The sequence below is a fragment of the Bifidobacterium sp. genome, assembly GCF_022647885.1.
Taxonomy (GTDB): Bacteria; Actinomycetota; Actinomycetes; order Actinomycetales; family Bifidobacteriaceae; genus Bombiscardovia.
Genome location: NZ_JALCLM010000001.1, coordinates 1,741,074 through 1,763,912, shown reverse-complemented (window position 1 = coordinate 1,763,912; position 22,839 = coordinate 1,741,074). Strand labels below are relative to the sequence as shown.

Annotated in this window: 15 protein-coding genes; 10 read left to right on the top strand and 5 right to left on the bottom strand. The window is 48.1% G+C overall.

Annotation, left to right across the window (positions count from 1 at the left end):
* Positions 1-71: 71 nt before the first annotated feature.
* Both secA and trpD read left to right on the top strand, forming a co-directional pair.
* Entirely contained in the window at positions 72-2,972 is a 2,901-nt protein-coding gene (secA, locus tag LKI20_RS07465) for a preprotein translocase subunit SecA (protein ID WP_291772310.1), read from the top strand.
* Positions 2,973-3,152: 180 nt separating this feature from the next.
* Positions 3,153-4,217, top strand: coding sequence for an anthranilate phosphoribosyltransferase (trpD, locus tag LKI20_RS07460; protein WP_291772307.1), 1,065 nt, complete (start codon positions 3,153-3,155; stop codon positions 4,215-4,217).
* Positions 4,218-4,392: 175 nt separating this feature from the next.
* Here trpD and LKI20_RS07455 read toward each other — a convergent pair whose 3' ends face one another.
* Positions 4,393-4,968 (bottom strand): hypothetical protein, encoded by a 576-nt coding sequence (locus LKI20_RS07455; RefSeq protein ID WP_291772305.1) that lies wholly within the window; start codon positions 4,966-4,968, stop codon positions 4,393-4,395.
* A gap of 49 nt (positions 4,969-5,017) precedes the next feature.
* Between LKI20_RS07455 and LKI20_RS07450 the strand changes: the two genes are divergently transcribed.
* Positions 5,018-5,719: a lysophospholipid acyltransferase family protein gene (locus LKI20_RS07450; protein WP_291772302.1), complete on the top strand. Its 702-nt coding sequence runs from the start codon at positions 5,018-5,020 to the stop codon at positions 5,717-5,719.
* Positions 5,720-5,824: 105 nt separating this feature from the next.
* On the opposite strand, the gene LKI20_RS07445 is transcribed toward LKI20_RS07450, so the two are convergent.
* Positions 5,825-7,894, bottom strand: coding sequence for a Stk1 family PASTA domain-containing Ser/Thr kinase (locus tag LKI20_RS07445; protein WP_291772300.1), 2,070 nt, complete (start codon positions 7,892-7,894; stop codon positions 5,825-5,827).
* An 83-nt stretch (positions 7,895-7,977) separates the two neighbouring features.
* On the bottom strand, positions 7,978-9,411 hold the full coding sequence (locus LKI20_RS07440) for a polyprenyl synthetase family protein (RefSeq protein WP_291772296.1): 1,434 nt from the start codon (positions 9,409-9,411) through the stop codon (positions 7,978-7,980).
* An 88-nt stretch (positions 9,412-9,499) separates the two neighbouring features.
* On the opposite strand from LKI20_RS07440, the gene LKI20_RS07435 reads away from it, so the two are divergent.
* The 3 genes from LKI20_RS07435 to LKI20_RS07425 all read left to right on the top strand — a co-directional run bounded on the left by LKI20_RS07435 (position 9,500) and on the right by LKI20_RS07425 (position 14,389).
* On the top strand, positions 9,500-10,300 hold the full coding sequence (locus LKI20_RS07435) for a hypothetical protein (protein ID WP_291772293.1): 801 nt from the start codon (positions 9,500-9,502) through the stop codon (positions 10,298-10,300).
* Between the two features lie 98 nt (positions 10,301-10,398).
* On the top strand, positions 10,399-11,907 hold the full coding sequence (locus LKI20_RS07430; protein ID WP_291773441.1) for an RNA polymerase sigma factor: 1,509 nt from the start codon (positions 10,399-10,401) through the stop codon (positions 11,905-11,907).
* A 103-nt stretch (positions 11,908-12,010) separates the two neighbouring features.
* Complete coding sequence (locus LKI20_RS07425; protein WP_291772290.1) at positions 12,011-14,389, top strand: DNA gyrase/topoisomerase IV subunit B; 2,379 nt, start codon at positions 12,011-12,013, stop codon at positions 14,387-14,389.
* Between the two features lie 31 nt (positions 14,390-14,420).
* On the opposite strand, the gene LKI20_RS07420 is transcribed toward LKI20_RS07425, so the two are convergent.
* The gene (locus LKI20_RS07420) at positions 14,421-16,022 is read right to left on the bottom strand and encodes a DUF4153 domain-containing protein (RefSeq protein ID WP_291772287.1); all 1,602 of its coding nucleotides are present in this window, start codon (positions 16,020-16,022) and stop codon (positions 14,421-14,423) included.
* A gap of 249 nt (positions 16,023-16,271) precedes the next feature.
* Between LKI20_RS07420 and LKI20_RS07415 the strand changes: the two genes are divergently transcribed.
* The 3 genes from LKI20_RS07415 (at position 16,272) to LKI20_RS07405 (ending at position 18,556) form a co-directional block, all read left to right on the top strand.
* Complete coding sequence (locus tag LKI20_RS07415; protein ID WP_291772284.1) at positions 16,272-16,817, top strand: DUF2975 domain-containing protein; 546 nt, start codon at positions 16,272-16,274, stop codon at positions 16,815-16,817.
* A 1-nt stretch (position 16,818) separates the two neighbouring features.
* On the top strand, positions 16,819-17,034 hold the full coding sequence (locus LKI20_RS07410; RefSeq protein ID WP_291772281.1) for a helix-turn-helix domain-containing protein: 216 nt from the start codon (positions 16,819-16,821) through the stop codon (positions 17,032-17,034).
* 268 nt (positions 17,035-17,302) lie between these two features.
* Positions 17,303-18,556: an MFS transporter gene (locus tag LKI20_RS07405; protein WP_291772278.1), complete on the top strand. Its 1,254-nt coding sequence runs from the start codon at positions 17,303-17,305 to the stop codon at positions 18,554-18,556.
* A gap of 135 nt (positions 18,557-18,691) precedes the next feature.
* On the opposite strand, the gene LKI20_RS07400 is transcribed toward LKI20_RS07405, so the two are convergent.
* The gene (locus LKI20_RS07400; RefSeq protein WP_291772275.1) at positions 18,692-21,316 is read right to left on the bottom strand and encodes a DNA gyrase/topoisomerase IV subunit A; all 2,625 of its coding nucleotides are present in this window, start codon (positions 21,314-21,316) and stop codon (positions 18,692-18,694) included.
* 197 nt (positions 21,317-21,513) lie between these two features.
* Between LKI20_RS07400 and LKI20_RS07395 the strand changes: the two genes are divergently transcribed.
* The gene (locus tag LKI20_RS07395; protein ID WP_434734914.1) at positions 21,514-22,752 is read left to right on the top strand and encodes an alkaline phosphatase family protein; all 1,239 of its coding nucleotides are present in this window, start codon (positions 21,514-21,516) and stop codon (positions 22,750-22,752) included.
* Positions 22,753-22,839 lie beyond the last annotated feature (87 nt).

The window sequence follows — 22,839 nt, the reverse complement described above, 5'->3', positions numbered from 1 at the left end:
ACGAAGTTTGTGCCTGACGCTATGGCGTTGGGGAATGCCTGTGTAATAGGTAGCATATTAGGGAGCGAAACGTGGTAGCAATCCTGGATAAAGTCCTCCGTATCGGCGAAGGACACCAGCTTCGTAAGCTCCAAGGCGTGGCCACTGCGGTCAATGCTTTGGAAGATGACATCAAGGCGATGAGCGACGAAGAGCTAAAGGCTCAGACTCCCAAATTCAGGAAGCGCATTGACAAGGGCGAATCTCTTGATTCGATTATGCCTGAGGCTTTTGCTACGGTTCGTGAGGTTTCCAGAAGAACACTTGGGCAGCGTCATTTCGACGTACAGCTTATGGGCGGTGCAGCGCTGCACTGGGGTAACATCGCGGAAATGAAAACCGGTGAGGGTAAGACTTTGGTAGCAACTTTGCCTAGCTACCTCAATGCCCTTAGTGGCAAAGGTGTCCACGTTGTTACCGTGAACGATTACCTGGCCAGTTATCAGTCAGAGTTGATGGGTCGAATCTTCCGATTCCTCGGTATGACCGTCGGCTGCATTGTGACCGATCAGAAGCCTCAAGAGCGCCGTAAGCAATACGAGGCTGACATCACCTACGGTACCAATAACGAGTTTGGTTTCGACTACTTACGAGACAACATGGCCTGGGAGAAGGCAGATCTGGTACAACGCGGGCATAATTTTGCAATCGTTGATGAGGTTGATTCCATTCTTATTGATGAGGCTCGTACACCTCTGATTATTTCGGGTCCAGCTGAAGGCGATGTGACTCGTTGGTATAGGCAGTTCGCACGTTTAGTACCAAAACTGACAAGGGATGATGACTACGAGGTTGACGAGAAAAAGAAAGTAGTCGGCATCCTTGACTCTGGTATTAGCAAGATTGAGGATTATCTCGGTATCGACAATCTGTATGAACCAGGCAATACAGCACTTATCGGCTATCTCAACAACGCTATTAAAGCAAAAGAACTCTTCCTGCGTGACCGCGACTACGTGGTGCAGTCAGGCGAAGTGCTTATCGTTGACGAGCACACAGGACGTATCCTGTCGGGGCGTCGTTACAATGAGGGCCTACACCAGGCAATAGAAGCCAAAGAAGGCGTTGAGGTTAAGGCTGAAAACCAGACTTTTGCTACCATCACCTTGCAGAATTACTTCCGTATGTACGACAAACTTGCCGGCATGACAGGTACCGCAGAGACTGAGGCTGCTGAGTTTATGGGCACCTATAAGTTAGGCGTGCTGCCGATTCCTACCAACCGTCCGATGGTGCGCAAAGATCAAGATGATTTGATTTTCCGAACCAAGAAGGAAAAACTGACGGCAATTGTTAAGGATGTTGCCAAGCGACATGCAACAGGTCAGCCCGTGCTTCTTGGAACTGCATCCGTTGAGTCTTCTGAAGTCGTCTCGACACTGCTTGATGTAGCTGAAATTCCTCATCAGGTGTTGAACGCTAAGCAGCATGCCAAGGAAGCGTCGGTTGTTGCTGTCGCTGGTCGTAAAGATGCCGTGACTGTTGCTACCAACATGGCAGGTCGAGGAACCGATATTATGCTCGGTGGTAACACCGAGTTCCTGGCTGATCAGAAGCTGCGTGCAGAAGGCTATTCGGCTGAGGACACACCTGAAGATTATGAGAAACTGTGGCCTGAAACACTTGAAGCAGTCAAGGAGCAGGTCAAGGATGAGCATGAAGAAGTAGTTAAACTTGGAGGCTTGTATGTGCTCGGCACTGAACGCCACGAGTCTCGACGTATTGATAATCAGCTCAGAGGTCGTTCAGGGCGTCAGGGTGATCCAGGAGAATCACGTTTCTATTTGAGCCTTGAAGATGATTTGATGCGTTTGTTCAACACTCAGTTGGTAGCTCGAGTGATGTCGAAGGGTCTGCCTGAAGGTGAGCCAATCGAGTCCAAGAGTGTTTCCAAGGGTGTGCGCAATGCTCAGAAGGCCGTTGAATCCCGAAACTTTGAGATTCGTAAGAACGTCCTGAAATATGACGACGTGATGAATAAGCAGCGTCAAGTGATTTATCAGGAGCGTCAAGCCGTATTACAGGGTGAAGATATCCATGATGACATTGAGCGCTTTATATCTGATATCGCTTCTTCCTACATTCGAGGAGCCAATAAGGGCTCTGAAAAGCCAACTGCTTGGGATTATGAAGGACTGTGGAAAGCACTGTCCTCAATTTACCCAATCGACATCGACCAAGATGCAACTAAGGAATCCGTCGTAAAGCTCAAAGGCGATAAGGCTGCTGAGCATTTGCGTGAGGTGATCGTGGCAGATGCTCAAGAACAATATGAGGCTCGGGAGAGTGCTCTCGGGTCTGAGGGAATGCGGCAGCTTGAACGCCGTGTGGTCCTTGCAGTGCTTGATCGTAAATGGCGCGAGCATTTGTACGAGATGGATTATCTCAAGGATGGCATTGGGCTGCGTGGTATGGGACAGCGTGATCCGCTGGTCGAATATCAGCGTGAAGGCTATCAGATGTACAACTCGATGATTGAGGCAATTAAAGAGGAAAGCATCCAGCTGCTCTTTAATGTTGACATCGATCAAATCGCTAAAACCGAAGATCTCAATTCAGAAAGTGACGAAGATGCTGCCGTAGATAAGGCTCGAGAGAGTCTTAATGAGGATGAAGCACAGGCTGAGGGTGAGCATTTGACCTTCAACGCTCCTGAAGATCCAGACTCTGGCGATGATGACAGTGCTGAAGACACCGAGAATTCAAGTGATGCTTCACACAGTGATGAGCAGACTGCACAGCCTCAAGGTATCGTTGGTCCTGAACCGCTGAGTCATGCTGAGCAGAAGATTCCGGCTAATAAACGTCCCAAGGAGGAAACTCTGCGCACTCCTTGGTCTGATGGGCGTACTTTCCCGGGTACATCACGTAACGCTCCTTGCCCTTGTGGTTCGGGACGTAAATACAAGATGTGTCACGGACAGAACGAGTAATACTCTCTATGTGAATATCCCGATTGACCGCAAACAATCAACATTGTTGAAGGTTGGTCGGGATTTTTCATATCATCTGTTGTCGTATCAACACCTTCATGTTACGAAGTGGCATTAGAATAACACCGGATGTGTCAAGTTGGTAAGTAGGTAATTTCATTGCAGTCTCTAGGAGGAATAATGAGTGAGCCCTTCACACAGAAGGCTATTCTGAGGACTTTAGTCAAAGGCCAGACATTGACTGCGGATCAATCTTACTGGTTTGTCGATGAACTCATGAGTGGTAACGCAGATCCTGTTGCTGTAGGAGCCACCCTGGCATCCATGCAAACTTTGGGACTTACCAGTGAGGAAGTCGCGGGAGCTGCAAAGGCTATGGTTTCGCACGCGAAGAGTTTAAACGTCGATGGGGAGACCACAGATATTGTCGGTACCGGTGGTGATGGAGCATCTACAGTGAATTTGTCGACCATGGGGGCAGTAGTTGCTGCAGCCGCGGGGGTAAGGATTGTTAAGCATGGAAATCGTGCTGCCAGTAGTAAAAGTGGCACAGCTGATTGCTTAGAATCCCTAGGTCTTCCTCTTGATTTGGAGCCTGAGGCAGTCGGCGAGGTGGGTAATGAAGTAGGCATCACCTTTGCATTTGCTAAAACTTTTCACCCTGCTATGCGTTTTGTGGGACCTGTGCGCTCATCATTAGGCATTCCAACCGTATTTAACGTGTTGGGGCCACTAACCAATCCTGCTCATCCGAGTCATGTCGCCATCGGTTGTGCGGATAGGAAGCTAAGCCCCATGATGGCTGCTGTGTTTGCTGAAAACGGGCAACAGGGTTTGGTATATACCTCATCGGAGGGGCTTGATGAGATGGCGCCCACTGGTCCTGTTTCTATCTGGGAAGTTAGTGGCGGAAAAGTGGTCGAAACTGAGTTTGACCCGACCGTTGAATTGGGCCTTCCTCGAATTACTGTTGAGGATCTCAAAGGTGGGGAACCTGATTTCAATGCACAAGTTATGCGTGATTTTGTTGCAGGAAAAGATATTCCTTCGCGCACAACTGCATTGCTGAATGCTGCCTCAGCTATTGTTGCTGATACTCATTTGATGAGCAACCCTCAGGCATCGCTAAATGAGCGATTTACACAAGCCTATGCACTGGCTCAAGAAGCAGTGTCTAGCGGAGCTGCTCAGGATTTGTTGCAACGCTGGATTGCCGTCGCACAGTCCAAATCTGTTACTCAGTAACTCGCATTAGCTGTCAGTGGCCTTATTCTTTAGCTGCGTATTGCCTTTGGACGAGGCCACTGTCTGTGTCGTGCTCGAGTTGCCGAAGTATGTATTCGCGTCTGTTAAGCCTGTACAAGGAATTTGAAGCTGCCTACATATTTGGTGTTGCTGTTTCCTCGCGAGCCTTTGAGTTCTATACCCGAGATCCGTCATCAAAAGGATCGTTGCGGGTCTGAGTATGTCCTCGTAGTTGAGTAAACAAACCGACACCACCGATTAACATGAGGATACCGCCAACAGTGCCAATCGTTCCGGACCAAGAGGGCAACAATATGGCAGCGGCGAATGATATCAGGGCAAGAATACACATTATTGAAAAGACCAATACACCAGAGCGCAACTTGCCTAAATCTGGATTCGGTGGTGTAAAAGAGTTACCAGAATCCATCACAGCATCGGTATCGAGCCAGCTTCTCCCCTCGAAATCACGTGGACCACTGGGATGGCCAGATGCAGTGAAAGCAGAGTCCTTCAAATCATTGACGCTTAGGGCGGCCTTCTTTTGTGCTTTCTTTGCGCTCTTCTCGAAACGTTTAGCATCACGAGAACGTTCAACCGAAGAAATATCATCAGCATGAGCGTCAAGAAATTCTGACCATGCATCAGATCCTGAACCCTGAGTATGGGATGTTTGGTCAGGGGAGGAGTCACCATCCGGCTTCTGGTTTGGTTGCTGCTCAGAAGGGTTGCTATTGTTGTGGTCGGTCATATTTCATACTCTAACCGCATCGGTTGGCAATTGCATGCGAGGAGGTACCGTGCTGTATTGGTTTTTTGTTACATTGCTAGGCCCAGTTGCCCGGAGACGTTTTCACCCCACAGTCAAGGGTGTCGAGAACATTCCCAAGCAGGGAGGGGCGATCATTGCATCAAACCATCTTGCCGTGATTGACGATGCGCTATTACCGCTGTCAAGCCCTCGCATGATTCATTTCATGGGTAAAGCTGAGTACTTTAACGGCAAAGGTGTTAAAGGTCGATTAAAGAAGTGGTGGTTCACTTCTGTAGGAGTGTTTCCGGTCGATAGATCTGGTGGTTCAAAAGCCTTGGGAGCACTAGAAACAGCAAGACACGTACTTGAATCGGGCAAGCTTTTTGGTATACACCCCGAAGGAACACGAAGTCCTGATGGTCGACTGTTTCGTGGCCACACAGGTGTTGCACGCCTCGCATACGAAACTGGTGTGCCGATTATTCCAACAGCGATTATCGGGTCTCGTGAGCTGCAACGCCCGGGCACAGTAATTCCAGGAAAAGGTAATACCACAGTAATTTTCGGTAAAGCTATACAAGTTACAAAAACACCCTCTCAGGATGTGACGAGAGAGCAACTTCGTGAACTTACTGATCGCATGATGCAGGATATTCAACAACTCAGTGGTCAAGAATATGTTGATATTTACGCACAAGTTCTGAAAAATCGCAGTCCTAAGGTACTCCCTAAAGGCGATGCTGCCTAAATCTGGCAGCATTGCGATACCTACGTTAAACGGACAGCCTCTGCGCTAAGTATTCTCGCAGAGGCTGTCCGTTTAACGTAGGTATAACATATGGTGCAGTTGAGATTACACTACAGTGAGAGTAATGACTGTAGCCTTCCCATTCTTGTCTCTGAGTCTTACAGTCTGTCCAGGGTCAGGACTTTGTAAACGTACGGTATGAGTGAGATCACCTAGAGGAGCCGAAATGTTGACTTCAAATCCTAAGGATTTCAGCGTTTCGGTGGCTTCATCTGCATCTTGCCCACGTACATCAGGCATAGTAACTGTCTGTGGGCCTTTGGATACCACAACGCTCACCGCGTCACCCCAGTGAAGTTGGGCTCCAGCTTGCTGTGTAGCGGATATAACCTTACCCTTATCTATGTTGTCTGACCAATCTTCGGTGTAAGTCACTGTCAAACGTGCTTCTTGCAGCTGCTGTTGTGCTGAGTCTTTCGTCTCTCCAATTACATCTGGCATGCTTACAGGCTTTGGGCCTTTGGATAGCACCACTGTTACCTCAGCATTATGATTCACTGTGCTTCCTGGCTTCGGGGAGACACTAATTGCCGCACCTTCAGGAATATCAAGATTAAATTCGTCCTTATTTTCCTCATGCGTGATGGCGGTAAAACCCGCTGCTTTGAGCGCTTCAAGTGGCTTTTTCCCTACATCAGTATTCGGGTCAAGGAGAGATGAGGGAATGGTGGCCTGCTGTATTCCTTGCGAAATGACGATTTGTAAGCTTCCACCTCGCTTACTGACGTGTGAACCAACAGCCTCAGGCGTAGCGGAAATGATATTACCTTTGGCGACGGTATCGCTGAATGCTTCACTAGTTGAGTAATTGATGCCGCTGATCTTCAGAGTGCTTTCATACTTCGAGAATTCAGCACCCGAAATATTGCATACACTTTCGGAGTTGCACGAAATATCAGTAGGTTGAGGAACACTCCAATAGCTACCAGGACCGAGAAAATACCACCATGCTGCACTTGCTCCTGCAATGAGAAGAACTACTGCAGTGAGAATGGCAACGAGGATCACAGGGCGTTTGCTCTTGCTGTCAGCCTGTTTCTCGATTCCAGTGTTTGGCGACGACAGCGTAGCAGACTCGGAAGTTGTTTCGCTGAGATTAGCTTGCGGTTGTACGTGATTGAGATTGATTGTTGTATCAGGGTGCGGTGCTGGTGGATTCAAAGGCAATGTAGACGCAACACCGATCTGTTGGTGCACGGTGGGGAGGATTTGCTCGCTTTGACCTTGAGTTGGCGCGGACATGGTGAATAGGCCGGCCTCGGGGGTGAGCTGTTTCTCACAGCTGTTGAGTAGTTGTAAAGCAGCTTCTGCATCTTGCGGACGAGCATCAGGTATCCGCTCACAAAGCTGTTTCACCAATGCAGAGACTGATGGGTCAATGCCGTCACAAATCTGAAGCAGTTGAGGTACATCTTCATGAACATGTTTGAAAGCTAAGGTGACAGGATTATTACTAGCGAATGGAACAGCTCCTGTAATCATCTCGTAAGCAATGATCCCAACTGCATATAGATCGCCTTGCTTAGTGGCTTGATTATGCTCAATCATCTCAGGTGCTAAATATGCGGCCGTTCCAAGCAACATACCTGTTGTGGAAAGTGTTGCTTGTGAGACTGCCTTGGCTAAACCGAAATCAGTGATCTGCACATGACCACGAGTATTGAGTAAGATGTTCTCCGGTTTGATATCTCGATGAATGACGCCTGATTCATGTGCAGAGGCTAAACCTTCTAGTGTCTCTCTGATGATTCGTAGTGTTTCGTGCACACTGAAGGTGCTCTGAAGATTCATCTCATATCTGAGATTTACTCCGCGCACGTATTCCATGACCAAATAGTTTCGACCTTGGTATTCACCACTGTCATAAACTTGAACGATATGTGGGCTAGCTATGGAAGCTGCAGAACGGACTTCTCTGTGAAAGCGTTCAACAAATTGTTCGCGATGGGGTCCCTGAGCAAGTTGCTGGTGCATGATTTTAATAGCTACTTCACGGGACAAACGCTCATCAAGAGCCTCATACACTGTGGCCATGCCGCCCTCAGCGATACGCCGTATGATGCGATATCGCCCGTCAAGCGTGACTCCTTGCGGCTGTAGTCCCTCTTCACTCATGCTTGTATCCTACGGTCGTTGATGCCGAAAGGCATTCGATATCTTCTCGGTCTTGTCTAAAATTACACTTCGTGACCTTCGAATCACAGTTCTCGCAGCTCTTCAGGGATGAATTGTGCACACGTGTTGCGAAGTAGGTCCTCTGCCTGTGAATCTAAGCCAAGACTGATACTTGACGAAGTCAACGCAGCTGAAGACTCTTGCCACAGTTCAGCTATGCGTTGCTGTGAGTGTTCTATGGCACCTGTGCTGTGGAAGAGGTCAATGGTGTGTGTAACCTCTTCATCTGTGCGATGACTGTCCTCATAAACGGAGGATAAGAATTGTCGATCAGCGCCATGCGCGCCAGCCAATGCGTCTGCGAGTAGAACCGTTCGTTTACCTTCGCGGATATCTCCGCCAACAGGTTTGCCCGTATGCGTGCTATCGCCGATAACGTCGAGTAAGTCATCCGCTAATTGGAAGGCCAAACCGAGTTTGGTACCTATGGCTAAAGCATTGCTGCGAGCTGTTGTTGCTTCAAAGCCTGCCGCTAATAATCCAAGTTCGATAGGTGCGATAGTGGTATAACTGGCGGTTTTCCATCGGAACACGCTGAGCGATGCTGTGATGAGTTGGTCTGGATTATCAAGTGGAACGTGTTCAACACCAAGATCGAGAACTTGACCTATCTCAACTTCACGATGCATTGACAGAAAAGCATTGAGCATATCGTTTGCAGATTGACCAGCAGCAGTGTTGTAAGTGGTAGTGCTACATACATGGTGGTCACTTGCAGTATGGTTGCGTTCAGTGTGCTCATCCTCAGAGGGGAGCTGACTTTCAGTGTCCTTATTGATAACTGTGGAGTAAAGCTCAGAGAGTGATTCACAAGCACGATGGGCAATTGAGATACTCGCAGTTGCAAGTATGTCTCCCAACATGATGCCTAATCCCTTGCCGAAGGCAGTTTCCGCTTTCTGGTCAAGCACTGCGCTCTGTAAAGGGGGAGTTGAGATAGTGGATAAGGTATCTGAGCTGCTTAAAGTTCTCGATAGAGCAACATGCGCAGAGGGTTTTCCTCTACGTAAGTCGGAATCATCGATAATGTCATCATGCACCAAAGCGCCTGTTTGGAATACTTCGATGGCACAGGCCAGATCTATAACATTCTTTCGTCGTTCGGCTAACTGCTTGAACTTATCGTTTGCATGACTCGCCGCATCAAAAGTTGCCAGAGTAAGCAAAGCGCGCAGTCGTTTTCCTCCCTGACTGGATATACGAGCCTGTTGGAGAACCGAATCTAACACGAGATTACAAGGGCTCGCAATGGTGCCTAGTTCGTCGGAAGAGATATAGCGCTTTAGCAGATAATCAATCTTGGCTTCCATAATGGGAATATCCGTAGCTGAATCCATAAGTATGAGACTATCCACAAGGGTGTGCAAAACCAGAGATATGTCCCCATAAACACTAACAACAGCCTTATTTGACCACAACAGCAAACAGATCTTGTTCGAAGCTGGCGAAGTTGCCATAGTCACATCATCATTCGTATTCTCGTTGCTGTTGTAGTCCTACTAGCACTTCGGGGATATGCACGTATCACAGCAAGGTGGACAATTCATGAATGAGCAGCATCAGGCCGTAAACGTTGATGGAGACAAAGACGATACAGCAGTTGATTTCCACAGTAGAACCGGCGTGCACTCTGTGAAAGTACCATGTGTATCTACTCCCTTTAACAATAATGGTCCTCTACCTCTTGAGGGGACCGTGAGCTTCTCTCTGATTCAAATGCACGAATATCAGCAATTATTTGGCGATTTACGAAGGCAATATGGCATGCAATACGCCATCGAATATTGGATCGATGAACTTTTAGATGATTGGCTGAAGTGGATTACGTCAGACTCATGTGAGCAACCTCAGACGCCAGAAGATGCAGCGTGGCTGGCATATCTCGCAATTGGAATTTCAGAAGTGTTATCAATTCGTGACGTGTTGATATTGACTCTTCTGAGAGGGGTTACTATTACCGATTCTCATGGTGACATCATGAATATTAGTGTTGGCAAGCTGAAATTACTGGCGTCTAGACCTCATCACAGTGAACAGGTTATTTTCATGGCTTCACAGTTGGATATTGCCTTTCACCAACAGCAGGGTTCCTCCGCCGTGCTTCGTTGCAGGAATGGCATTGCAGCGTTGAGTTTGATGTGCACGATGGTTCCACAAGAATATCGAAGTCAAGCACTGGCAACAATTGCATATATTAACTGGTGGTTGGGTGATGCTGCAGCTGTATCGTATGCTCAACAGGCCTTATCACTGGACAGCGGGTGTTCCTTAGCTTCTATTGTGCTTTGCGCCTTGGAGCATAATATTAGTCCGAAAGGGACAGAAAAACATCGACATCGGGAATAATCGTCCTTGCAAGATGGTTCACTCTATTAGTTGACAATTTGCCCTTGTCATAAGTGTGCCTTCGTGCTAGGCGCATGGGCAGGATCATCCAGGAGGAAATGTTGGCCATTAAGGATACGACGGCTGAGAAGAACACCATCGAAACAGCGACGGCGTCGACCGCAACAACGAAGACGACTGCCTCTCGAGCCAAGACATCCAAGGCGGCGAAGCACTCAAGCACTTTGCGTAAGAGCAAGACAGCTGCGGTAGCTGCTTCTGACGTTGATAATGGGGATACCTCAGTCGCAGCAACAGACGAGGCTGACGATAGCGCGGCGGTGTCTGATACTACTGCCAAGAAAACGCGAAAAGCTCCAGCCAAACGCAAAAAGGCAGGTAGCTCATCGCGGAAATCTAAGACCGCTGAAGCTGAGAACGATATAGAGCAGCCGGAGGATGACGACGATATCAGCGATATCGACGATTCGTTAGAAGATGACGACGACAGCGACACCAACGAATCTGATGATGACGATGATTCTGAAGATGCTCAAGATGATGATGACATCAGCGATGATGACGATGATGATCAGAATTCCAAAAAAGAAGAGGTAGTCAAGGCCAAGGGTGCTTTTGTTGTCAATGATTCAGAAGATGACGAGAACACCGTACCTTCTGGCAATCCTAAGCGCAGGGTGGTTGCCACTGGAGCCACCGCTGATCCAGTTAAGGATTATCTCAAGCAAATAGGTCGAGTGAGTCTGTTGAACGCTGAGCAGGAAGTTGATCTTTCTGAAAGGATTGAAGCAGGACTGTTTGCTCAACATATCATTGATACTGAAAGCGATTCGCTTGAATTCAAACGTAAGCGAGAACTGAAGTGGGCCTCATCAGATGGGAAAAAAGCTAAGGATCATCTGCTCGAAGCTAATCTTCGATTGGTGGTTTCACTAGCTAAGCGATACACGGGTCGTGGGATGTTATTCCTGGATTTGATCCAGGAAGGCAACCTCGGATTAATTCGTGCAGTGGAGAAGTTTGATTGGAAGAAGGGCTTTAAGTTCTCTACCTATGCAACATGGTGGATTCGTCAGGCAATTACACGCGCCATGGCTGATCAAGCGAGAACTATCCGTGTGCCAGTACACATGGTGGAAGTAATTAACAAACTATCTCGTGTTCAACGCCAGATGCTGCAGGACTTGGGGCGCGAGCCAACGCCTGATGAGTTGGCGCGAGAGTTGGATATGCCAGTCGAGAAAGTTCAGGAAGTCCAAAAGTACGGACGCGAACCAATTTCTCTGCATACCCCACTCGGCGAGGATGGCGACTCAGAGTTCGGTGATTTGATTGAGGATACCGACGCCATAGCCCCCTCAGATGCAGTGGCATTTTCACTGTTACAGGAGCAATTCAAACAAGTACTCGAGACTCTTAGCCCTCGTGAGGCCGGAGTTATTAAGATGCGTTACGGACTTGAGGACGGTCAGCCTAAAACCCTCGATGATATCGGTCGAGTCTACGGCGTAACTCGTGAGCGTATCCGCCAGATAGAATCCAAGACCATGTCCAAGTTGCGACATCCGTCGAGGTCTCAAACCCTGCGTGACTTCTTGGATCAGTGAGTATGCAGGATGTATTCGATAGCGCGACCTGTGCAATTTCATAGGTCGCGTTTTCGTGTGGCTATCCTGATGACTACAACACAATGATTAGCGGAGATAATTAATGGCGAAATCCTATGGTGCACAAAGTCTGACCATTCTCGAGGGGCTTGATGCGGTTCGCAAGCGACCTGGCATGTATATCGGCACAACCGATAGCCAAGGTTTGATGCATTGCCTGTGGGAAATTATTGATAATTCCGTCGATGAGGCCTTGGCGGGTGCTTGCAATGACATCGTCGTTACCTTGCATAAAGATGGCTCAATCAGCGTGGCAGATAATGGCCGAGGTATTCCAGTTGATGTTGAACCCAAAACAGGTTTGACTGGTGTGGAAGTGGTGCTTACTAAGCTCCATGCGGGTGCAAAATTTGGAGATTCTTCATATAATGCCGTCGGTGGTCTACATGGTGTTGGGTCATCTGTAGTTAATGCCTTGAGTGTTCGTTTCGACGTTGAAGTTGACCGTGATGGCAACACCTATCGAATGGAATTCAAACAGGGGCATCCAGGGGTTTTTGATGATACAGATCCAGAAAATCCTTCTCCTGATGCGAACTTTAAGCGCACGCGTCGCAATAAACCTACCGAACTACGTGTCGTCGGCAAAGTCTCAGCGAAGAAAACTGGTACTCGCATTCGGTATTGGGCTGATCCTGAGATTTTCAACACCACAGCACATTTTAGTTATCAGCAGTTAATTGAGCGTGTGCGACAAACTAGTTTCCTTGTTCCTGGTCTAAAAATTAGTGTTATTGATGAGAACGTTGACACTGAACACGCTGGCAGTGAAAGCAATCTGGCTGCATCTGCTTTCTCTGATCAGCAGGAATCTAGCGCACTAGATGAACTGGATCCAATCGATTCAGAAGAAGCACAAGATGTTGAAGATACTGAGGCAGAGTCTGACGAAGAAGAGACTTCGCTAAGCGCCTCCCTGAGTGATCTTGATAATAGTGTCGAGATAGACGATGAGGAGAAGCCGCAAGAGTCGCAAAACACAGCAATTGATGCGGCTGAGACAGCTGCATCAACGCATCATGAAAGCGCTCAACATCCTCGAATTCAAGAATTCCTCCATACCGGTGGAGTTGTAGATTTTGTTGATTTCCTCTCTAAAGGTGAGCCCGTCAACGATATTTGGCATATTTCTGGCGAAGGTGAATATGAGGAAGAAACACAGAAGGTTGTCGAGGGCGGGCAGCTCCACGCTGAAAAGGTACACCGCAAGTGTGGCGTAGATATCGCACTTCGGTGGATTAACGGTTATGACACCACCTTAATGAGCTTTGTAAACGTGGTTGAAACACCTGGTGGCGGCATGCATGTAGATGGATTTATGAATGCGCTGACTAAGCAAATTCGTAAATATGTAGAAAGTAACGCCCGTAAGCTGAAGGTGAATCTCAAAGATTCACACACCAAAATTGAACGTGATGATGTCTTAGCAGGGCTTGTGGCAGTGGTAACTGTGCGCATCGCTGAACCGCAGTTTCAGGGGCAGACGAAAGATGTACTCGGTACAGCTCAAGTAAAGCCCATCGTTACCAGAATGACTGATAAGCAATTTGGTGAGATGGTTTCAGGTTCACGCCGTGGATTCAAAGATCAGTCTTCGCGCGTGCTTGAGAAAATTGTTGGCGAGATGCATGCCCGTGTGCAAGCTAGGAAAACGAAAGAAGTTACCAGACGCAAGAATGCTCTCGAATCAGCATCAATGCCTGCCAAACTTTCAGACTCGCAGCCAGGCAATGATGATATTGCTGAATTGTTCATTGTGGAGGGGGATTCCGCATTGGGCACTGCGAAGGCTGCTCGCAACTCGATGTTTCAGGCATTGTTGCCCATCCGAGGAAAAATTCTTAATGTTCAAAAGGCCTCAGTGTCCCAGATGCTCTCCAATAAAGAGTGTGCTGCCATTATTCAAGTGATAGGAGCTGGATCTGGAGCTAGCTTTGATATCACGCAGTCTCGGTACAACAAAGTTATTATGATGACGGATGCTGATGTGGATGGTGCGCACATACGAATTCTGCTGCTAACCCTGTTCTATCGATACATGAGGCCTCTAGTTCAGGCAGGACATGTGTATGCTGCTGTTCCTCCGCTACACCGTATAGCGCTCGCAGGTAAGCGTAAAGGCGAATATATCTACACCTATTCCGACGATGAACTTGCTGGAAAGCTTGCGGAGTTGAAGAAACAGCGTGTTGATTTCCATGAAGATATTCAGCGGTACAAGGGTCTAGGTGAAATGGATGCGGATCAGCTCGCTGATACAACCATGGATCCTCGTTCACGCATGCTTAGAAGAATTCGGATGGAAGATGCGGAACATGCGTCCGATGTCTTTTCTCTGCTCATGGGTGACGACGTACCGCCACGAAAGCAATTCATTGTTGACAATGCTGATGACTTCGATCGAAGCAAAATCGACACCTGATCCTAAGTCTTCTGGTAAATCACCAATGCTGTTATAGCTGTGCAACTTGGGTAAATTCATGCGTCATATTGAATGAATCGATTATGGCGGACGGATTGAGATATCCCAAGAGCACGAACCAACAGACAAAGAGCGTGGCGCAAAGAGTCAGCAAAGGTAAACGCTGAAAACGCAAACGTGCAATACTCAATATGAGAATCATTGAGACGAGTCCCATGAAGAGTAGTGAGGCAAGTCTGAGCCAGGTTAATCCATATGCATTGATGTACAAACTGAGTCGCAGCGCTGAAGACGATAGCACTACCGCCGTAGCCATGATTAAGCCAACGAGCAAAGCGTCAAGCACGGGTTTGCGCGGGCTATAGATCAACACTAAACCGAAGCCGATGAGATTGATGACGGTAACAGCGAGTAATTGCCAAAAACCTTGTCTGGCATACTCAGCGTAAGTGTAACCATCTGGAAGACCTTGACGTGCAAATAAGAAGGTAAATTGAATCGCACTAAAGGCTGAATACAGTGCCAATACAGCGATGAGTACAATCAGACACACTGAAGGGTTAAAGGGTTGGTGCTTGCTGAATGAAGAGGTGACATTCCCCTCGGTGATTTGAAGGTCCTTGATTGCGGTGTTGTTTAGAGTCTGTGATGGTGTCTCTTGTAGTTGCGTGCTGGGTGACTGTGTATGAAGTGACTGTGTATTGAGTGACTGTGTATGCTGTGGCTCCTTGTAGGAATTCCTAGTATCGCTATTGAACAGGAGAGAGTAGCAACATATAGTGAGCACTCCGACGATGAAGGCATGCATAGCGATCATAGATAGATCAATGTCCCCAATAATGGCGTTTACGCCTTGTTTAAATACGATATCTGCTGAGGTCAGCAATGCCGTCAATAAGCCAAGTATTGGAATGCCGACGAGTATTGACATTGCCGTAACGCGCAGCCTAGATTTGCGTGTGTCTCGATCTTCGGTATGCCATATTGCAGTGAGGGGAGAGCGCAGTTGCGATATTGCGGTGAACGGTTGTACGAAGCAACCAGAGAGCCAATTGAGAGCTGTTCGTGCTGGTGTGTGCACACTGAAATCTGCGCTAGATATTTGCAGGTGCATCATCGCTAGTGCTGGAATGCTCAAGATACACAGTGCTGTATATTCTGGATTGTTGTGATAATGCTGTCCAGCGTCTGAGAGTAGTAACCATATACAGAGCAGCACAATACTGATGCCCGCCAGCCATGAGTATGGTTTACGGTGGACATGCGACCAGAAGACTCCAGTAAAGAGCAGCACCCAAAGTATCCAAAATATGGCGTAGCAGCGAAGCTGCGTTGTGCTCGATGACGGTGCAAGAATCATTCTGTCTACGCCCAAGGCAGCTATGAATGAGAGAGCTAGCAGGACGTATTCTCTGGTATGGGAGAGTGCTGATTGGACTGGAGAAATTCCTAGGGGCGGTTGCCCGAACAACATGTTTGATGACTGGTGGTGTTGCGGTGATTGCGGTGATTGCGGTGTCTGCTGCGAGTCGGGCGGTGGGCTTCCGTGCTGCGCCGCCTCTGTGACATGTGGTGGTGTGGCTTCGGCAAACGATGGCTGTGCTTGCGTATTTGCTTGTTCAGAATTGTTCACGAGTTGCCTTTCTCTGCCGTTGTTGTGTGCTTCCGCATAGGATGATTCCAAGTCGAGCATAATCTATCGAAAATCGATAATAATCTATTGTATTTCGATTTATCACTGATTCTTCAAATTGAATGCTATTGAGATACGATAGAAACATATTGATAAGCGATACTTTGTAGTAGAACTGTTTCATAACGTAGTTTCAAGGTCAGAGATGGATGAGAGAGATCGGGGATACCAATATGGAGGGGGCAACACATGGCAACGTTGAATAAGAAGGTGGAAGCGCAAGCTGAACAAGGAGGTACTAACCAGCGACGGTCTTTACAGGGTTGGTTATTAGGGGTCTTAAAGGTGATTATCGCAATACTTCAATGTGTGGGCATTGCTGCTCAGTTGTGGTTGCTGCCCGAAATATCTGATGAATATGCTGTTCAAGACCCAACTCACGCTTATTTACGTGTACCGTACCTCATTGTTACGGTGCTGATTATCGTATGCTTTGAAGTCGCCTTGATTGCACTGTGGCAATTGCTTTCGAAAGCTGGCAGAGGGAGTGTTTTTTCTGATGGCTCATTCAGGTGGGTTGATGTCATTATTGTTTCAGCGTGTGCTGCCACAGTGCTCACCGGTGGCTTACTGATTCATGCTGGACTGGTAGCTCAATTAGGACCGCTGGGACTACTACTGGCATTGCTAGTATTCGTGATAATTGAGGTGGCTTTTATCTTGTTAATGGTGGTGATGCGCAATTTGCTGGTGACTGCAACGCAGCAACATGGTGAGTTGGAAGCGGTGATTTAACATGGCTATACGTGTAAATCTTGACGTTGTTCTCGCCCGTCGAAAAATGTCGGTGAATGATTTTGCTACCGCTATAGGTATTACCCCGGTGAATGTTTCAGTATTGAAAAATGGTAGAGCGAAAGCAATACGTTTTTCGACACTTGATGAAATATGTCGAGTATTGCAGTGTCAACCTGGTGAAGTGCTCGAATATGTTGAGGATGATACTGAGTGATCATGCATATGCGTGAACGAATTCTTTTGTGTAGGGATTACGATCGCGAAGCAATCGTTTTAAAGACGACAAATGGCGCAATGCCGGGCTTTCAGCCTGTCGGATAGTACCCGTTTCCTCAATAATCCCTACACAAACGAAGTTCGGAGGGGTTTAGGAGGAGAAATGGCGAGTTTTTCTGCACCTTGTCGATAGAATGAGGTCCTTGAGTGTGGAATTCGGCTGATCAACGATGGTTGATTGAGTATCCGTGGGGGTTATTAACAGCATGGCAACGTTGCTTCTTGCAGTGATATATCTGGCATTTATTAGCTTAGGGCTCCCCGATTCATTACTTGGCGCAGCATGGCCTTCAATGTATCAAGGCTTTGGTGTTCCCATATCTTATGCCGGTGGCATTTCAGTGGTTATAGCCATGGGAACGATTATCTCCGCATTGCTTAGTGACCGCATCACTTTACGTTTTGGAGCAGGAAAAGTCACCGCAATGTCAGTTCTCCTTACGGCACTGGCGTTGTTCGGCTTCTCTGTATCGACAAGCTACTGGCAACTTTGTCTAGTTGCTATACCCTATGGCCTAGGCGCTGGAGGAGTAGATGCTGCACTCAACAATTACGTAGCTCTGCACTATGCCAGTCGACATATGAGCTGGCTGCACTGTATGTGGGGTGTGGGCGCGTCAATCGGACCATACATCATGGGGTTTGCTTTAACTCGCGGGCAAAGTTGGCAGGGTGGGTATAGGTATATTGCCATCCTTCAAATTCTCTTAACAGTGGTGTTGGTGTTTAGCGTGCCGCTGTGGAAGCAGAGACCTACAACAAGCGTGAGTAGTGGTTCAGCTTCAGATAGTGCTGTTTCGCCGAAGCTAGAGACTTCTACGAATGCTGCAGAAGCATTATCGTCAAAACAGCGTCCAACCACGTTGAGTGTGCGAGAAATTTTGCGCATTCCTGCAGCGAGTCAAGTATTGGTGATGTTCTTTTGTTATTGTGCAATAGAAACCACAGCTGGACTATGGGCGAGCAGTTATATGGTGACCTACCGAGGTATTTCGGTTAGCTCTGCAGCGTCTTGGGCCAGCATGTTCTATATCGGTATCACTGTGGGACGTGCACTAAGCGGTTTCCTGACGATGCAGTTTAATGATGCAACGATGATACGTATCGGCTACACAGTCATGGCTTGTGGCTTACTGATGATTATGCTGCCCATTAGTGGAGGATTCGGTGTGTTGGGTGGTTTAGTTGTGCTTGGCCTTGGATGTGCACCGGTGTATCCATGCGTGATTCATTCCACCCCTGAAACCTTTGGTGCAGAACGTTCTCAGGCGATTGTCGGGGTGCAAATGGCAAGCGCTTACACTGGTTCACTATTGATGCCGCCAGTGTTTGGTTTTCTTGCGAATAGTGTGAGTATTGCCCTATTCCCTTGGTATCTTATGGCCTTGTTAGCACTGATGATTGTGATGCATGAGAGCATGCAACGAATCAAAGCCCAAGTTGCCCAACAGACAATCTAATTACCCTACTCGATACTCGGATATCGATAGTGCGACCGTGAAGTGGTATGGGATGTCTCTTCGAGAATGGTAATGCAACGAACTGGCAGTTGTTGGTAGCCAGCCTTGCTAGCTACCAACAACAAGTATTGTGCCCTATGCAACATATGAAATAGGTGCAGAGAGCTCCTGACCTGATGCATCACGGCGCATGTCTACCTGAGGTAGCTCCACCGCCGTTCCAGAGGCTGTGGAAGCGTGTAAAGGCCATGGGCCGACCCAAGCTAAGAGCAGCTCATCTTGGCCTTTAAGGAAGCGTTGAGAACGCACACCACCAGTGCCACGTCCTTTAACCGGATACATCTCTAATGGGGTGAGCTTGGCCGCGCCGTTCTCGGTACCTGGCAAGGCTTCTGAGTCACCAGCTACTGTGAGTACAACTGCTCCAGATTGAGAGCTCAAGCCATTATCGCCCTCTTCATAGGTCCAAGCGATTTTCCCTGCTGAGACGACGTTGAAGCAGATAACTCTGGTGTTGTCCGACAATCTAATCCCTGACATGCCAGCTGCATTGCGACCTTGCGGGCGCACTTGTGATGCTTCAAAAGTCAACAAACTGGAATCTGAAGAAATCATCACTAGGCGATCATCATCTTCAGCGGGGGCTGCAAACACCACGCTGTCATGATCTTTCAAGTCAATGATGGTCCACGAATCCATGGTTGTCGGGGACTCTCTATTCCATCGCTTTACTACACCGGACGAGGTGCCGATGGCTAAGGGCTCAGTATCTTGCAGCGACACAGCAGTAATCGCTCGTTCGTCTGGGGTAGCTTCTGTGCTGTCAGTCATGGCTAGCAACTCATCCGCTTGGACTCCACCCGAAACGCTTAATGCAGCGGTGGAAGGCAGAGCGGGTAAGTCGGCTGTATGGGCCATGACCAAACGGCCAGTAGAGGTAATCAGGCCGTAATCTGAGCGTGTGGTGGTAGCAAATATGGTAGTAATCTGATCATCTGCGGTTCTACGCTCAGAAGGAGAACGACTATTCCAAGCGTCAATGGCAGTTGGTGAGGTACGTGCTATGAGCCCTGAGGCACTCATCATTATGGCGCACGGGGTATCTTCAATTTGTAGTGCGGTTGGAGTGGCTGATTTTCCTGAAGTGTTCGAAGCGGAAAGCACTGAGAGCGTGCTGCTCATATTCGCGGTATTCGAAGTTGCTGAGTCTTGGTCCTGGTTATTGGCTACGGCAGAAAATGCTCCTGAAGGATCTTCGTCAAGAAGCACTGTACGACGCGGCGTATTCCATTGTGCAACAGCCTCATCCATCTCGGTAACGACTACATGATCTAATTCCGCTGCAGAAGATAGTATGCGTTCAAGTTCAGCAATGCGCTTGACTAAATCATCACGTTCTGATTCCAGCTCAATACGGCTCATTCGAGTCAAGCGACGTAAACGCAGATCAAGGATGTACTGCGCCTGAATTTCATCAAGATCAAAAACCGCGATGAGTCGCTGCTTGGCTGCTTCTGCATCGTCCGACGTTCTGATGACCTCGATGACTTCGTCAATGTCAAGCAATGCAAGGAGCAGACCTTCAACCAAATGTAAACGTTCTAATGCTTTGCGTTTACGATACTGGCTTCGACGTTTGACCACTGAACGGCGATGAGCAATCCAGACATCTAAGAGCTCACGTAAACCCATAGTTCGAGGCCGACCATTGACCAGAGCCACATTATTAATGGTGAACGACTCTTCAAGAGGTGTGTGTTTGAAGAGATGCAGCAACACGGCATTCGGATCAAAACCAGTTTTAATTTCGATGACGAGCCTAGTGCCGTTGTGCCGATCTGTAAGATCGATTGCTCCCGAAATTCCTTCGAGCTTTCTGTTTTTAACACCTTCAGAAATACGTTCTAGTACCCGCTCTGGGCCTACCATATAAGGCAGTTGTGTGACTACAATGGCTTTTTTCCGAGCCGTCACATTTTCAATGTGTGTGGCTGAGCGCGTAACAAAGGCTCCACGGCCAGTTTGATACGCCTTACGAATACCTTCGCGCCCAATGATGATACCGCCGCCTGGTAAATCAGGACCAGGTACAAAGCGCATCAGCTCATCTAAATCCGCATGAGGATGGTTCATCACATATTTTGCAGCTTCAACTACTTCGCCAAGATTATGGGTAATCATATTCGTGGCCATACCAACGGCGATACCTGAAGCGCCGTTAACTAGCAAGTTGGGAATTGAGGCAGGTAGTACCTGTGGTTCTTGCAGCTTATTGTCGTAATTTGGTGCAAAATCGACAGTCTCCTCTGAGATATTTGCGTTCATACCTAACGAACCAGGAGCTAAGCGCGCTTCTGTGTATCTCGATGCTGCGGGTCCGTCGTCAAGGGAGCCAAAGTTACCATGTCCATCAACAAGTGGTAAACGCATGGCAAATGGTTGTGCCAAGCGAACCATAGCTTCATAAATGGCGGAATCACCATGAGGATGAAGTTTTCCCATCACCTCACCAACAACGCGAGCAGACTTCATATAAGCGCGGTCAGGTGTGAGATTCATCTGTCCCATTTGGTAGATGATGCGCCGCTGCACTGGTTTGAGACCATCTCTGGCATCAGGCAAGGCTCGGGCATAAATCACCGAATACGCGTACTCGAGGAAAGACTTGCTCATTTCATCGTTGAGTGGTGTCTCAACAATATGCTCTTTGACAGTCCTTGGATCGAATGCCGGTGTATTGCTTTTGTGACGCGATGCCATGCGGTTGTGCTCTCCTGTGTTGCTGTAATCCGGCATCTATTATCCAACACCTATGGATGTTTGAGTGGAATGACGAGTGTTTGTCTCTATATTTCCACGGTTATGGCGTGCCTTCAGTAAGCGTGCAGAAGGGGCGAGCAGCCGCATATTGTGCCCGTAAAAGATTTGTGCAAAGCCCTAGTGGTTGAATGGATACTATGAGTATTGAGATTCCAGACACAAATGCCTTGTTGCATAGGGCTGAGCTAGCACAGTATGGTGACTCAATCCCGCCTCTGTGCGCTGATGGTTTTCGAAGAGGTGGCGCGTTCCATCTTTCTTCAGTGCTACCAGCACTAAGCGCTGCAATTGGGTGCCCTGTTGCGACTGCGGTGCATCATGACCCGAAGGCTTTGCAACGGGCCCTCGGCATCCCAGATTGTACTTCTGCAATTGTGGTGTTGGTTGATGGAATGGGATTTTGGAATCTCAACATTCGACTCGGGCATGTTCCGTACATGCGTTCATTGATGGAAGACAGTGTTAACCAACGTCCCATAAGTACGTGCTTTCCCAGTACCACGGTGGCAGCAATGGGGACTTTTGGCACAGGAACGTGCCCGGGGCTAACGGGTATGACAGGGTACACACAGCGAAATAGTGAGACAGGGGAATTGAGCCAGCTTATCCAATTCAAGAATGCCCCTGAACCACACGATTTACAGCGTCAGCCGACCATATTTGAATCGTTGACTTCACAGGGCGTGCGAGCTACAAGCTGTGGTATGGCAAAATTTGCGAATTCTCCCTTAACTCAAGCCGCTCTGAGGGGTTCTCACTATGTTTCTGGGACAAATGCACAGAGTCGGGTTTTGGCGGCGTGTAAGGCGGCAAAAACACCTGGATTGACCTATCTCTATATTCGTGATGCAGACAAAATCGGTCACAACTACGGTTGGAACTCTGATGAGTGGATTGGAGCCTTTGAAGGTATCGACTCCCAGTTGGCCATGTTGAGGCGTTGCGCACCGGCGGGAACGCTGATGGTGATTGTTGCAGATCATGGCATGATCTCTGCCCAGCCACAGGAACGTCGAGATATTGCTGGCGATGAAGCCTTGTTACAAGATGTAGTGCTCGTTGGTGGTGAACCTCGTACCCCTATGCTCTATACACAGAAGGAAAGTGAAGTTGAAGGTGTGGTCGACAGATGGCAACAACACCTGTCGACTCACGCACAAGTATGGGCGAGAGATGAGGCAATCAAAGAAGGTTTGTTCGGTATAGTCGATGATCGTGTTACCAAGATGCTTGGGAACGTCATCGTGAGCACATCAAGCGCGACAACGATTGTGGATAGTCGTACTCAAAGTGATAAAGCCACGCGATTACCAAGCGTTCACGGTTCTCAGAGCTTTATGGAGATGGATATTCCCTGTTTGATTGATGTTGCCTGAGGCATTCGTTGGTGTATTCGCACATCGTGCAAGCAGGGGAGTGCTGAATGTGCGCCTATGCCATCAGAATGAGTGGTGGCATAAGCA